Source organism: Pseudoalteromonas sp. SCSIO 43088, assembly GCF_023650795.1.
Taxonomy (GTDB): domain Bacteria; phylum Pseudomonadota; class Gammaproteobacteria; order Enterobacterales; family Alteromonadaceae; genus Pseudoalteromonas; species Pseudoalteromonas shioyasakiensis.
Genome location: NZ_CP072676.1, coordinates 770306 through 783784, shown reverse-complemented (window position 1 = coordinate 783784; position 13479 = coordinate 770306). Strand labels below are relative to the sequence as shown.

Sequence of the window (13479 nt, the reverse complement as noted above, 5' to 3'; positions counted from 1 at the left end):
CAACTAAACTTTAAATTTAAGTACCAATTGCTCAAGCTCATAGAACTGGGCTTTCAATTTAGTGCACTCATTCAAGGTGTTATTAAGATTGCTTTGACCTTGATTTGAAAGCTCACTAATTGAGTGTATATCACTGTCTAGGCTTTGAATCACTTGGTTTTGCTCAGTCGTGGCATTGGCAACACTGTGGTTCACCTCATCAATTGACTCAATGGCACGGGTTACCTCAGCCATTTTATCGCCTGCTACATGAGCTTGCTCAACACTCTTTTCACTGTCGCGGATACTGGCCGTCATAACTTCAACGGCAGACGCAGAACCTTGTTGTAACTGAGAAATGGTGTCTTCGATTTCTTGTGTTGATTGTTGTGTACGGTGCGCAAGTTGGCGTACTTCGTCGGCTACAACCGCAAAACCACGACCTGCTTCACCTGCACGTGCTGCCTCTATCGCTGCATTAAGTGCTAGCAAGTTAGTTTGCTCACTCACACCTTTGATCACTTCAAGTACTTGGCCAATGCTTACAGTGTGTGCATCTAAGCTATTAATGGTTTTTTGCGCCTGCTCCATATTACGAGATAAAGCATTAATAGCTGATAAGTTGTCAGCTAATGCAGATTGGCTTTGTAATGATTGGCTGTTAGCACTGGTTGCTAACGTTGACGCATTACTTGCACTATTTGAGATTTCTACCGCACTCGATGTCAGCTCATTGATTGCAGTTGCCACGTTATCAGTACGTTTTGTTTGGTCAGCATACATGTCGAGCGTGCCTTGAGTTTGATTAACTAAACTCTCAACTAAGCGCTCAAGCTCAACGGTGGTATTTTTAACTTGCTCAATTGATGTATGAATTTTCTCGATGAACGCATTAAAGTAATGGCTTAGCTCGCCAAACTCGTCATTGTTTTCAACCTCAAGTCGGCGGGTTAAATCCCCCTCACCTTGCGCAATATCTTTAATTGCATCGTTTAAGCGTTGCATTGGACGCATTAAATAGCGAAGTAAAAACTGCATCATTAATACAATCGCCACTATACCCATTAGCATGTAAATAGCCGCCATATTTCTAAATGAGGCAACTGATGAGTAAGCAATTTCTTCGTTGATCACCACACCTAAATACCAATCAACGTTTTGAATTCCTTTGATTTTGGTAAACGATACCAATTTGTCTAAGCCACCTACCTGTACTTCAACAAACTCAGATTGTAACGACAAGCTTTTACCAAATAAGTCACTCATGTTTTTGTCGTTAAATTTAGTTTCTGGGTGGCTTAAAATGCGCCCTTCACTATCTAGCAAAAAGCCATAACCAAACCCTAAAAAGTCAATTTCGTTGACGATTTTAGTAATGGTTTTCATGTCGATGTCGGCACCTGCAACACCGCTAAACACACCGTTAGCTTGCATAGGCGCTACAGCTGAAATAGTCAGTTCATTGGTGGTTACGTCAATATACGGGGCAGTAAAGGCAGTGTTTGTTTTGTTTTCAACAAGCTTGTACCACGGACGTGTTGTTGCATTGTAGTCTGGCGGTAAGACAACAGATTGGTCATTCAATACAAAGGTACCATCAGTGATACCAATATAGGTATTCTTAAAACTCCCCGCTTTGTCGGCTGTGTTCAGCTGAGTAAGCGTAAGCTCTTTGCTATCACCAAGTTGATAGGTATCAGCAACTGACGAAACAATGGCTAATTTAGCATTTAACCAATTAGCTATGTTTTGCGACACTGACTGAGAAATCTCTTGAAGAACAAGCGAAAGCTGCTCCTGCGTTTGGCTGCGCATAGAGATGAAGTTATTAATGGTGAATAAACCGAGCACTATCACTAAAACCAGTGATGCAGCCACAGTTACCTTGGTGGTAAATTTAAGAGTGCTTTGCATGACAAACCTGTTTGTTATTTTTTTCGTTGTTAGCCTCTTTATATTTAACAAATTTAAAGCTCTTTGTCTTATAAAATTAAGCTAAAACTAGAAAAACGTTCCTTTTATTAAAGTACGCTTTCTTTGAAAATCAATTACTTTGTTAACGGCAGCCAATTTCACTTCTTAAGTCGTATTAATAAAAAAGCAGCAAAAAACTATTTGGAACGTTCCTATAAATTATTACTTAAACCGTCCCTGAATACGTATTCATTAAATCATTTTGTCATCTAGTTTTTTCGGTATAGCAAAAAAATGGCACAAAAAAACCCCGCAACTCAGTGCGGGGTTTTTATTGATAGTAATTTTAGCCGATGCGTTTTTTCCAGCTATCAGCTAAACGTACAACATTTAAGCCATACCAAGCGATAAATGCATAACAAATCACTGGTACAAAGAAGCTTTGTTGGATGTTTACTGTATCAGCAACTACACCTTGTACTAATGGTACTAAGGCACCACCAACGATTGCTAAACATAACCAACCCGAACCTTTACTGGTTAGTGAGCCTAAACCTTCAATAGCAACAGAGAAAATAGTCGGGAACATAATTGAGTTGAATAAACCAATTGCAAGTACAGAGTAAAGTGCCACATCACCTTCAGTGAATATAGTCACTAACAGCAATACAATAACCATCATGGCATTAAAGAATAACGCTTTTGAAGGCGCAATTTTTTGCAGTGCTGCAGAGCCAATGAAACGACCCACCATTGCACCGCCCCAGTAATAAGCAATTAAGCTTGCAGCCGCATGCTCTTCAAGGCCAGCGATGTGTTCTTCGCCAAAATAGTTAACTAAGAAGCTACCAATTGAAACCTCTGCACCTACGTAACAGAAGATACCTATAACACCCATCATTAAATGAGGTGCTTCGGCAAGGCTGTGGCCTTTCGCTTTACAGTCTTGCTCTTCTGTATGCTCTGCAATCACTGGTAATTTAAAGAAAGCAAATATTACAGCAATGGTCAGTAGTGCTGCTGCAAGCATAAGGTAAGGCACTTTTACAGATTCTGCAGTTGCTGCGTTTGCAGCTAGTGTGCCTGCTGTACCAAAGAATAAAATACCACCCACATATGGACCAACGGTGGTACCTAGTGAGTTAAGTGCTTGAGCTAAATTTAAACGTGACGACGCCGTTTTTTCAGGACCTAACGCCACAACATACGGGTTAGCAGATACCTGTAATACGGTAATACCTGCTGCTAGAACAAATAACGCACCTAAGAATAACCAGTACTCATGCACAACAACCGCTGGGTAAAATAACATACAGCCAATTGATGCCACGACTAAGCCGGTTAGTACGCCATTTTTGTAGCCCATTTTTTTAACCAACATACCCGCAGGTAGCGAAACAATAAAGTAAGCACCAAAGAAACAAAACTGAACCAGCATTGCCTCTGTGTAGGTTAAATCGAATACCCCTTTTAAGCGCGGGATCAACACGTCATTTAAAACTGTAATGAAACCCCATAAAAAGAACAAGGTTGTCATTGCTGTCAGTGGTAGCAGGTAGTTTTTATTTTGCTGCGAACCATCGGCGACAAACGATTGGTTTGTATTTATTTCACTCACGTGGTTTTCACTCCGTTAACAAGTTACCTTTGATTCTACACATTGAAGTAAAAATAGCACAAAGATTTACTAGGAACGTTCCAATATTTTTATTTCCTGCTATAGTTGCAAGATGTACACAGATTTATTAATAACCCATGGCCAAAGTTGATTTTAAAAGCCCTGACTTTCTTAAGCAGCATATCCAAGATACCCTTGCTTTTTATCACCCCCATTGTGTTGATCATTCAGCCCATGGCTTAGCGGGCTTTTATCAGTTCTTTAAAAATAATGGCGCGGTTTACGATAAACACACTCGCCATTTAGTCTCGAGCACCCGCTTTGTTTTTAACTATGCAATGGCGTACATAGAGTTTAAAGACCCAGAATATTTGAGCCTTGCTAAACATGGTTTAGCCCACCTTGAACATGCGCATAAGCAAGCATCTGGTGGTTATGCTTGGCTTATTAAGCAAGAAGATAACGGCGCAGTCACTGTGTTAGACGATACTAACCATTGTTATGGGCTCGCTTTTGTAATGCTTGCAAACGCGGTTGCTTTAAAAGCAGGGGTGAACGACTGCAAAAATACCATTTCGCAAGTATGGGGTTTATTAGAGCAGCACTACTTTGAACCCCAGCATAATGCCTATTTAGATGAGCAAAATGCCGATTTTAGCTGTGCAGATGACTATCGCGGCCAAAATGCCAATATGCATTTATGCGAAGCCTTACTCATGTGTTTTGAAGCAACTAACGAGACCCGTTATTTAAAACGCGCTAAACAACTTGCCGAAACTTTTACGGTAAAACTGGCAGCCCACAGCCAGCAGTTGGTGTGGGAGCACTATTCTAAAAATTGGCAAATCGATTTAGATTACAACAAAGATGACCCGCAGCATTTATTTAGGCCTTGGGGATTTCAACCAGGGCATCAAACTGAGTGGGCAAAACTGTTACTTATTTTAAACCGCCATATTGATGAACCTTGGCTGGTAACACGCGCTAAAAGCCTGTTTGATGAAACCCTGAGCATCGCGTGGGATCAACAACATGGGGGCATTTTCTATGGCTTTGCACCAGATAAACAAATATGTGATAGCGATAAGTACTTTTGGGTGCAGGCCGAATCATTAGCCGCAGCTGCCCTACTCGCTGATGCCACAAATGACGAAAGCTATTGGCAATGGTACGAAAAAATTTGGCAGTACAGTTGGCAACATATGGTAGATCACCAATATGGTGCGTGGTATCGCATTTTATCAGCACAAAACCAACCATACAGTGACGAAAAATCGCCAGCAGGCAAAACCGACTACCATACTATGGGTGCCTGCTACGAAGTATTAAGAACCTTAACCTTGAGGAATGCATAATGAGTTTAGTGTGTTTTGGCGAAGCATTAATCGACTTTTTATCAGATGGTAAACAACCAGAGTCATTTACCAAATACGCAGGTGGCGCACCAGCTAATGTGGCTGTTGCAGCAGCAAAACTAGGCCTAAACACCAGCTTTTGCGGCATGTTAGGCGATGATATGTTTGGTCACTTTATTAAACAAGAGCTTGACCAGCATGCGGTAAACACCCAGTACTGTACATTCACCGATGCGGCAAAAACAGCATTGGCGTTTGTATCACTTGATGACAGTGGTGAACGCTCGTTTAGCTTTTATCGCCCACCAGCCGCTGATTTACTATATCGCGTAGACGATTTTGACCATGCAATGTTTGCAAATCACGCCATCATGCATGTATGCAGCAACAGTTTGACTGAGCACAATATCTATCAAACCACAATTTATGGTTTAACGCAGGCGAAAAAAGCCGGTGCAATTTGTAGCTTTGATATGAATCTGCGCGAAAACCTATGGCCAAGTATGCGCCATACGCTTGATAGAATGTGGCATGTAATTTCACTTGCAGATATCGTAAAACTGTCATTTGAAGAGCTTGAGTTTTTAAATCAAAAAAGCCATCAAGAAATGCCACTTGAGCATACTATTGATGCCATTTTAAAGGCCGGTGTAACCTGTTTGCTAGTTACTAATGGCGGCGAAGCAATCAGCTTTTACCACGCAGACTTTAAAGGCCAAGTTAGCCCACCAGCTACAAAAGTGGTTGATACCACAGCCGCAGGCGATGCATTTATTGGCGGCATGCTGTCAAAGATTGGTCAGCACTGTGAAAACAAACAAAGCTTTAAAGCGTTTTGCCAAACCCCAGCTAATATCGAACAAACCATTGCTTATGCAGCTAAAGCTGGCGCTTTTGCAGTAAGCCGTTATGGTGCATTTGCGTCTTTACCAAGCGCAGCCGATTTAGCCTAGAACTTTGTTTATGTATAGTTTAAAGCCCGGCATTAGTAATTAATGCCGGGCTTTTTAGATATTGCTCAGTTTTACATTTATCGACAATTAGTAAATACCTAAACACCTTCATTTTTGGATCGAACACCACATGATCCCCCGCTTTTAAAGCAATGCTAATTTCTCCATTTCAACGTTAAGTTGTTCACTGATTGAATAACAAAACGAAAATATTTCATCATCAAATCAATGCAAAAAAGCCCAGCGTTTCTATAATTAATACTGTGATTTACTTAAAAGGATTTGATAATGTTCACTTTAAAACAACCTCGTATGTTAACGATTTTATCTTTCGGTTTAGTATTCGCCTCACCAACTGTTTATGCCGACCAATGGCAATTTTCTGTAGAGCCTTATTTAATGGCCACTGCGATTGATGGCAGCTCGGCAATCGGCACTATAGAAGCCCCCCTTGAAGTCGAATTTGATACCATTTTAAACAACCTCGACAGCGCATTTATGCTCCATCTTGAGGGATATCATCAATCAAACTGGGGTTTTATTGCTGACTGGGGCTATATGGATTTAAGTAAATCTCATAACGCCCCAAAACTTGGCGTGCTCAGTGCTCGTGTGCGCCAAGCCGTGCTCGAATTAAGTGTTGCGTACCGTTTTTCTAGTCCTTCGATGGGTGATTGGGTTAACTATGTGGGTATTCGTCGTTGGGATAACACCTACGAATTCGACCTTGACCCTAACTTTATGTCGCAAGTGTCCGTGGTCGACAGAGATGAAGATTGGATTGACCTAATTTTTGGCTTTCACTTTAACAAACAATTAAGCGAACATTGGCAATTAACAACCGCTGGAGATCTCGGTGGTTTTAACTTAAATGCTAAATTGACTGGCAGCTTCAAATTAGGTGCGGTGTATCAAATAAACCCGCATTGGGATCTGGGAATGAGCTATAAAACTACTTATGTAGATTACCAAACAGGCCAACGCGGAAATAAAAACTTCTTTAGTTATGATACATTTACCCAAGGCCCGCAAATAAGCGTGAGCTATCAGTTTTAGTCGTTCGCCCGCTAGTAATTTGTTTCTATTTCATGGTATGTTTTTTAACTAATTAAAGAAAAAGGAATTCATCCTATGAATAATAAGCTTCTTGCTGGGGGCGCGATTGCTATTGTTGCAGGTGCGTTGTTGTACTCACAAAATAAAGCCAGTGTAGATGTAGATTTACCTGAGCTTGCATACGTACCTGCCGACACGGCGGTTTTTTATGGTCAACTTAAACCGTTTCCGTACAGCAAATACTTCGCGCTTATGCCAGATGCAATGAAAGGCACGAGCGATTTAACGCCCATCATTGCTGAGCTTAAAACTGTTGATGATAAGAATGCCCTATTCCTTGCATCACTGATGGAAAAATACCAACAATCACTGAGCTCTTACGATGCCTTCAAATCGATTTGGGGCTTTGGTGATGACTACAAAGGCATGATGTACGCGCAAGGTTTAATGCCGATTGTGCGTTTTCAGGTCGCTGATCAAAACAGCATTATCAATAGCATTAAACAATCTGCTGATGAAGCCGGTATTGCTTATACAACAGAAAGCCTTGAAGGCGTAAGTTACACGCGCTTTGCAATCGAACTTGAAGGTTTAGATAACTTCAACCTAATTGCATCAACTCACAATAATTGGGCTACCATCACGCTGACCACTGCGCTTTCTAACGATCAAGATTTACGTATTGCCCTTGGCGTAGAAAAACCGGCTCAATCACTGGCTGAGACTAAAAAACTACCTGAGCTTATTAAAACTTTTTCGCTTGATGGCAACTCGGTTGGCTTTGTTGATCATCAACGTATCGCTAATGCTGTAACAGGCAAAGAAGACTCTCGCTTACACCAGATGCTCAAAGAGCTACTTGATAAAGCCCAGCAATCAAACGCATTAGCAGCGATTTCAACACCTGAGTGTCAAGATGACATTGCAGCCATTGCCGCTAAATGGCCTGCGACTGTATCAGGCACAACAAAAACCCGTATTACCGCCGACTACGCCGACTTTGACGTAAAAGCAGTACTGCAAAGCACAGATCAAGACTTACTTAATACGCTACAAGCCGTGCGTGGCTTTGTACCAAAACATACCACTGGGCTTTACGGGCAAATGATGAGTGTTGCTTATGGTATTGATGTAGCAAAAGTACTGCCACTAGCCAATACACTAACCGGTGCAATTAAGTCAGCTGAGTTTAACTGTGGCCCAATTGTCGCACTACAAAATGAAATGCAAGAAGTGAGCACTGCTGGCCTTGCTATGATGTCAGGCTTTGCAAATGGCGTACAAGGCATGAGTGTCAGCGTTCAAGATGCTGCATTGACAATTGATGACTACAACGGCCCACAAATAGATAAGCTTGATGCTATCGTTACCCTATCGGCGACCGACGCCCATGGCCTGTATTCAATTGCACAAGGTTTTGTACCGCCACTTGCTAACATAAAACTACCAGCCAATGGTGATGCCGTACTGATCAATGAATACATTCCATCGCCTGTGCCACTTAACTTTGATATTAAAATGGCGCTTAAGGGAAATCATATTGTGATTTTCACCGGTGATAAGTCAGCGCAGATTGCCGAGACTTTAGAGTCGCAAAGTGTCACTAAAAATGGCTTTGTGAACATGGCATTCGACGTACAAAAAATCTTATTACCTTTGCTTGATACGATTGCTGCAACGGGTCAATTAACGAATGAAGAAATGGCTGAGCTTGATTCGCTACGCGACCAACCTGTAGGTGTGTATTTTGCCACAGACATTACCGACAACGGCATTGGCCTTGAAAGTAACGTACAAATTACTAAAAAGTAGTTTTGAGTTTGAATCTAAAAAGAGCGCTATTTAGCGCTCTTTTTTTGTTGCCATTTAAGTGAGTTGTTAGTGTCTCGACTATTGCAAATGGTGTCGTTTGAACTCTCAATACCACCGAGTTTGGCAAGTCGGTCGTAAAGCACAACATTGCAGGTTGCGGCTAGGTTCATACAGCCTATAGTTGGTACATACACTACTTCATCACACCATTTCAGCACGTCTTTACTGACCGAGCCATCTTCAGGGCCAAATACATAAAATGCGTTTTCAGGGTGCTTAAATTCAGGCAGCGGCGTTGCACCTTCAACAAGCTCAATCACCACCGTAGTGGCACCTTCAGGCTTTGCTTGCTCTAGGCTTTCAACTTGCGTGAGCGGAATATGCTCAAGCACATTTTTGGTATCGGTATGATACTTATTAGCGCGTAAATAGCGGCTACCAGTAAAAAACACCTGCTTAGCATTGTAACAACCCGCGGCACGTAATACGCCACCCACATTCGTTGGGCTTTTTGGGTTTAACAAGCCAATGCTTGCTTTAAGTGTGCTCATTAATCAATGTCTCTGGTTGGCCATTCGGCCACGTATAGATCAAAGTCATCTAGGTCTACATCACAGTCTTTCACTGTTTTGTCACGCACAGAAATACCCAGCTCATGCATCATATCTTTACTGCCACCGTTCAGTAGCGGGTGCCAAGACGCAAGGCCACGGCCTTCGTAAAGGCGACGGTAGCTGCAGCTTTGCGGCATAAAAAAGATATCTTTAAGGTTTTCTTTAGTGAGCTTTACACATGAAGGCACCAAGGTTTGGCGGTTCGCATATTCGCTACACCCACAGGTGTCGTTGTCTAGGTATTGGCAAACGATATTAGTGAAAATGAGTTCTTCACCCTCGCGAAGTTGATCCGTTGCGGTAAATTCATCTTCGTCTTCACTGTCGATAAATGTGTTTAAACAACATTTACCACAGCCGTCACAAATAGCTTCCCATTCGGGTTGTGACATTTGCTCAAGCGAGCGCTTAAGCCAAAATTGATCTTCTAACATGGTATTACTCAAAGCCCCTAAACAACGCGCATTCTAGCGTAAAGCCAGCATGCGCGCAAAGTTTAGCGTGTTTGGGCGATACCCAAGCCATCTCAAGATGCAGAATTCAGCGTTTCACAGGTGCCTTAATATCAAGGCGTTACTTTGCAAGAATGGCATTCCCTTTTAAGAAGTAACAACGATGAGAGTAAGTGCCTGTGAAGCGCCCAAGGGGTTGGTTTAAAAGCGACTTATACTGCGTTATTGATTTTAACAATAGAACCACTATTACTTGCAATCAATGCCTTGCCTAAATCGCTTTTAATTCCAACTGAAACTCGCACCTTGAGTTTGTTTGGGTATATTATTTTTGCTCGTTAACCCAACGCTTAATTTTCTCTTCAAGAATTGGCATAGGTAATGCGCCATCAATCAGAACTTGCGTATGGAAAGCTTTAATGTCGAACTTATCGCCTAGCTCTTTGCTCGCGTAGTCACGTAGTTCTTGAATTTTGAACTGACCTAACTTGTACGACAGCGCTTGGCCCGGCCATGCAATGTAACGCTCAACTTCGGCAATAATGTCACTTTCGGCCATTGATGAGTTAGCCAACATGTAATCAATACCTTGTTGACGTGTCCAGCCTTTTGCATGGAAACCTGTATCAAGCACTAAGCGCATTGCACGTAATTGCTCATCTGATAAACGACCGTACCACATGTAAGGGTCGGTAAATAAGCCAAGCTCTTTTCCTAAGCTTTCTGCATACAATGCCCAACCTTCTGCAAATACCGTGTAGCCACCAAATTTACGGAATAGTGGTAATCCTTCAATTTCTTGTTGCAAAGCAATTTGAAAATGGTGACCCGGTGCCGCTTCGTGAATAGACAAGGTTTCTAGTAAAAACTTAGGCTGTGCTTTTAGGTTAAAGGTATTGATATAGAAAATACCTGGGCGCGAACCATCTGGCGCTGGCGACTGGTAAGATGCACCCGCAGCAGATTCAGCGCGGAAATCTTCAACTGCTTTTACAACGTATGGCGCTTTTGGCGCAATATCGAACATTTGCGGCAGCTTAGCATCAATCTTTTCTTTTACTGCTTCGTACGCGGCAATTAACTCTTCTGGCGTATCGTAGTAAAACTCATCTGAGGTTCTTAGGTGTTCAAAAAACGCTTTTAAATCGCCTTCAAAACCGACAGTCTCTTTGACTTTTTTCATCTCAGATAAGATGCGCGATACTTCGCTTAAGCCAATGTCATGAATTTCATCGGCGTTTAAGCTCAGCGTTGTATGCTGTTTAATTTGGTACTCATACCATGCTTTACCATTTGGAAGGTCGCTGTAACCAATGCTTTCACGGGCATTTGGAATATATTCATTCGCTAAAAAGTCAGCCATTTTTTGATACGCAGGCACTAAACGCTCGCTGATCATTGCCGTGTATGCGCTTGTTAGCTGTGCTTTTTGTTCGTCGCTGAAAGACTCAGGTAACTGAGCAATTGGCCCCCAGAATAATGACTCTTCTGGTTTTTCTACAATATGAGTTTGAAATTGCGGTAATAGTTTTTCAGCAAGCGGTTTAGGAAGAACCACTTTGTCTTTCATGCCTTGGCGCATTGATTGTTCAACACTGTCTAACCAAGTGATGAAACCATCAGCACGTTTTTCAAATGCTTGATAATCTTCAACCGTGTTAAAAGGCTGTGCACTTTGCCCTGAACCTAGCGCAGCAAAGGTATTGTGCGCCCCGCCCATTTGGTTAATTGGCATTAAGTAACTTGGAAACTGAGCGCCTTCAATCGCAAGGTCTAAATCGCGGGCTAGAATTTCGTAGCTCAATAATGACTGACCTGTTAATTGCGCTTTGTCGATATTTGCTAGTTTGTTTTTGTATTCTTTAACAAAGTTAAGCTGCTCGTCGCGGTTTGCTTTACTGATAGGTGCAATAAATTGGTCGTTATATTCGCTACGGCCAATGTAAGTACCACCAATTGGATTAAATTTTAAGCCTGCTTCAAAGTAGTCTGCTAGTAATGTATCAAGTTGCTCTGTGGCTGACGTTGCGCTTGGTGCTTGTTTGCTTACTTCTTGAGTTGGTTTTTCGTTGCTTGGCGTTGATTCATTACAACCAAGTAATGCAAACATCACTGCCGAACTAAGTAGTGCTAGTTTTACGTTTTTCATTCTTTCCCTGCCCTTATATTAAGTACGCGTAAATTATGAGGGTTTAGTTCCCTATTTAGCAAGTATCGCTGCAACTTATCGCAGTTTATTTACACTTTGTAAGCTGATTGCTAGAGTGGCGGCTCGACTTACCAATTTTGAATAAAAATGAAAAAGACAGCTCTTGCTATTAGCCTAGGCCTTGCTTGCCTAACCTCTTTAAATACCTACGCAACCACCTACTTATCGGCAAAAGCCATGGTAGATGTAAATTCAGGCAAACTGATTAAATCACCACTTATCAGTATAGATAATGGTCAAATTACAGCTGTACAAAGTAATAAACAGCCTAGCTTAAAAGACGGCGATAAGCATATTCAATTACCAGAACTGACTTTGGTGCCAGGTTTAATGGATATGCATGTGCATTTAACGAGCGATCCTACCGTGCCACGCAGTGAGCGAATTGGTCAATCGATTCCGCGCAAAGCAATTAAAGCGGCGCATTTTGCCGAAAAAACACTGTATGCAGGTTTTACAACGCTGCGTAACTTAGGCGCAGAAGGCTACAGCGTGATTGCAGTACGAGATGGCATTAACGCAGGCGACATTGTTGGCCCACGTATTTGGGCGGCTGGCCCGTCTTTAGGTGTTACAGGCGGTCACTGCGATAACAACCGTTTACCACCAGAAATGAAATACACCGCAGAAGGCGTTGCTGATGGCCCATGGGCTGTGCGCGCTAAAGTACGTGAAAACATTAAGTACGGTGCCAATGCCATTAAGTTTTGTGCAACTGGCGGCGTATTTTCAAAAGGCACAAAAGTCGGTATTCAACAATATAGCCAAGACGAAATGAACGCCATTGTTGACGAAGCTCATTTACGCGGCCTAACTGTTGCAGCCCATGCGCACGGTTCCAGTGGTATTAAAGCGGCCATTGTTGCCGGTGTAGACAGTGTTGAGCACGTTAGCTTTGTTGATGACGAAGCCATTAAACTTGCTAAAAAACACGGCACTTGGTTCTCAATGGATATTTACAACACTGAGTACACCCTTGCCTTTGGTGAACAAAACGGGGTTGCAGAAGAAAACCTCAATAAAGAACGCCAAGTATCTAAAAAGCAACGTGATAGCTTTAACCGCGCAGTAAAAGCAGGCGTAAACATGGTATTTGGTACCGATGCAGCGATTTACCCGCATGGCGATAACGCAAAGCAGTTTTCGCGTATGGTTGAGTTTGGTATGACACCGCTGCAAGCATTGCAGTCTGCCACCATCAATAGTGCCAAACTACTTAAAGCTGATGATCAACTTGGCCAAATCAAAAGCGGTTTCTTAGCCGATATTATTGCCGTTAAAGGCAATCCGCTTGAAAACATTGCAGTACTTGAAGATGTACAATTTGTTATGAAAGACGGTAAAGTTTTTAAATAAGCTATTATGCTGGCTTTGCATTAGTAAAGTCAGCAACCCTTATTTGTATCTATATCGTAAACAAAATTACCAACCATAAAATCAGTTGTTAGCAACTTGTATCCAAATAAAGAAATTACCCAAAACAGATAAATAAAACTTGAAATGAAAATAGCTCGCAT

General features: G+C 42.0%; 10 protein-coding genes. 5 read left to right on the top strand and 5 right to left on the bottom strand.

Features of this window, described 5'->3' with window-relative positions; all coding sequences use genetic code 11:
* Positions 1-3: 3 nt before the first annotated feature.
* The gene (locus tag J8Z28_RS21250) at positions 4-1893 is read right to left on the bottom strand and encodes a methyl-accepting chemotaxis protein (protein WP_250660592.1); all 1890 of its coding nucleotides are present in this window, start codon (positions 1891-1893) and stop codon (positions 4-6) included.
* Positions 1894-2239: 346 nt separating this feature from the next.
* Positions 2240-3511, bottom strand: a complete 1272-nt coding sequence (fucP, locus tag J8Z28_RS21245; RefSeq protein WP_250660591.1) for an L-fucose:H+ symporter permease — start codon at positions 3509-3511, stop codon at positions 2240-2242.
* A 137-nt stretch (positions 3512-3648) separates the two neighbouring features.
* Between fucP and J8Z28_RS21240 the strand changes: the two genes are divergently transcribed.
* From J8Z28_RS21240 to J8Z28_RS21225, 4 genes are all read left to right on the top strand, one after another.
* Positions 3649-4866 (top strand): AGE family epimerase/isomerase, encoded by a 1218-nt coding sequence (locus J8Z28_RS21240; protein WP_250660590.1) that lies wholly within the window; start codon positions 3649-3651, stop codon positions 4864-4866.
* Positions 4866-5819, top strand: coding sequence for a carbohydrate kinase family protein (locus J8Z28_RS21235; RefSeq protein ID WP_250660589.1), 954 nt, complete (start codon positions 4866-4868; stop codon positions 5817-5819). The genes J8Z28_RS21240 and J8Z28_RS21235 overlap by 1 nt, the downstream gene beginning before the upstream one ends.
* A 288-nt stretch (positions 5820-6107) precedes the next feature.
* Positions 6108-6875: a hypothetical protein gene (locus tag J8Z28_RS21230; RefSeq protein ID WP_250660588.1), complete on the top strand. Its 768-nt coding sequence runs from the start codon at positions 6108-6110 to the stop codon at positions 6873-6875.
* A gap of 75 nt (positions 6876-6950) precedes the next feature.
* Positions 6951-8687, top strand: coding sequence for a hypothetical protein (locus J8Z28_RS21225; RefSeq protein ID WP_250660587.1), 1737 nt, complete (start codon positions 6951-6953; stop codon positions 8685-8687).
* 26 nt (positions 8688-8713) lie between these two features.
* Here J8Z28_RS21225 and J8Z28_RS21220 read toward each other — a convergent pair whose 3' ends face one another.
* The 3 genes from J8Z28_RS21220 to J8Z28_RS21210 all read right to left on the bottom strand — a co-directional run bounded on the left by J8Z28_RS21220 (position 8714) and on the right by J8Z28_RS21210 (position 11902).
* Positions 8714-9238 carry an RNA methyltransferase gene (locus tag J8Z28_RS21220; protein ID WP_054563794.1) on the bottom strand — a complete coding sequence of 175 codons (525 nt, stop codon included), beginning with the start codon at positions 9236-9238 and terminating at the stop codon, positions 8714-8716.
* Entirely contained in the window at positions 9238-9735 is a 498-nt protein-coding gene (locus J8Z28_RS21215) for a YcgN family cysteine cluster protein (RefSeq protein WP_054552059.1), read from the bottom strand. Before J8Z28_RS21215 ends, J8Z28_RS21220 begins: the two co-directional genes overlap by 1 nt.
* Before the next feature lie 343 nt (positions 9736-10078).
* Entirely contained in the window at positions 10079-11902 is a 1824-nt protein-coding gene (locus J8Z28_RS21210; RefSeq protein ID WP_250660586.1) for a DUF885 domain-containing protein, read from the bottom strand.
* 147 nt (positions 11903-12049) lie between these two features.
* Here J8Z28_RS21210 and J8Z28_RS21205 point away from each other — a divergent pair, with 147 nt between their 5' ends.
* On the top strand, positions 12050-13318 hold the full coding sequence (locus J8Z28_RS21205) for a Xaa-Pro dipeptidase (protein ID WP_250660585.1): 1269 nt from the start codon (positions 12050-12052) through the stop codon (positions 13316-13318).
* Positions 13319-13479: the final 161 nt, after the last annotated feature.

Excerpts from the sequence above, each read along its gene's own strand:
- J8Z28_RS21250 (WP_250660592.1), bottom strand. The coding sequence starts at position 1,893 with ATGCAAAGCACTCTTAAATTTACCACCAAGGTAACTGTGGCTGCATCA.
- J8Z28_RS21240 (WP_250660590.1), top strand. The coding sequence starts at position 3,649 with ATGGCCAAAGTTGATTTTAAAAGCCCTGACTTTCTTAAGCAGCATATC.
- J8Z28_RS21235 (WP_250660589.1), top strand. The coding sequence starts at position 4,866 with ATGAGTTTAGTGTGTTTTGGCGAAGCATTAATCGACTTTTTATCAGAT.
- J8Z28_RS21230 (WP_250660588.1), top strand. The coding sequence starts at position 6,108 with ATGTTCACTTTAAAACAACCTCGTATGTTAACGATTTTATCTTTCGGT.
- J8Z28_RS21225 (WP_250660587.1), top strand. The coding sequence starts at position 6,951 with ATGAATAATAAGCTTCTTGCTGGGGGCGCGATTGCTATTGTTGCAGGT.
- J8Z28_RS21220 (WP_054563794.1), bottom strand. The coding sequence starts at position 9,238 with ATGAGCACACTTAAAGCAAGCATTGGCTTGTTAAACCCAAAAAGCCCA.
- J8Z28_RS21215 (WP_054552059.1), bottom strand. The coding sequence starts at position 9,735 with ATGTTAGAAGATCAATTTTGGCTTAAGCGCTCGCTTGAGCAAATGTCA.
- J8Z28_RS21210 (WP_250660586.1), bottom strand. The coding sequence starts at position 11,902 with ATGAAAAACGTAAAACTAGCACTACTTAGTTCGGCAGTGATGTTTGCA.
- J8Z28_RS21205 (WP_250660585.1), top strand. The coding sequence starts at position 12,050 with ATGAAAAAGACAGCTCTTGCTATTAGCCTAGGCCTTGCTTGCCTAACC.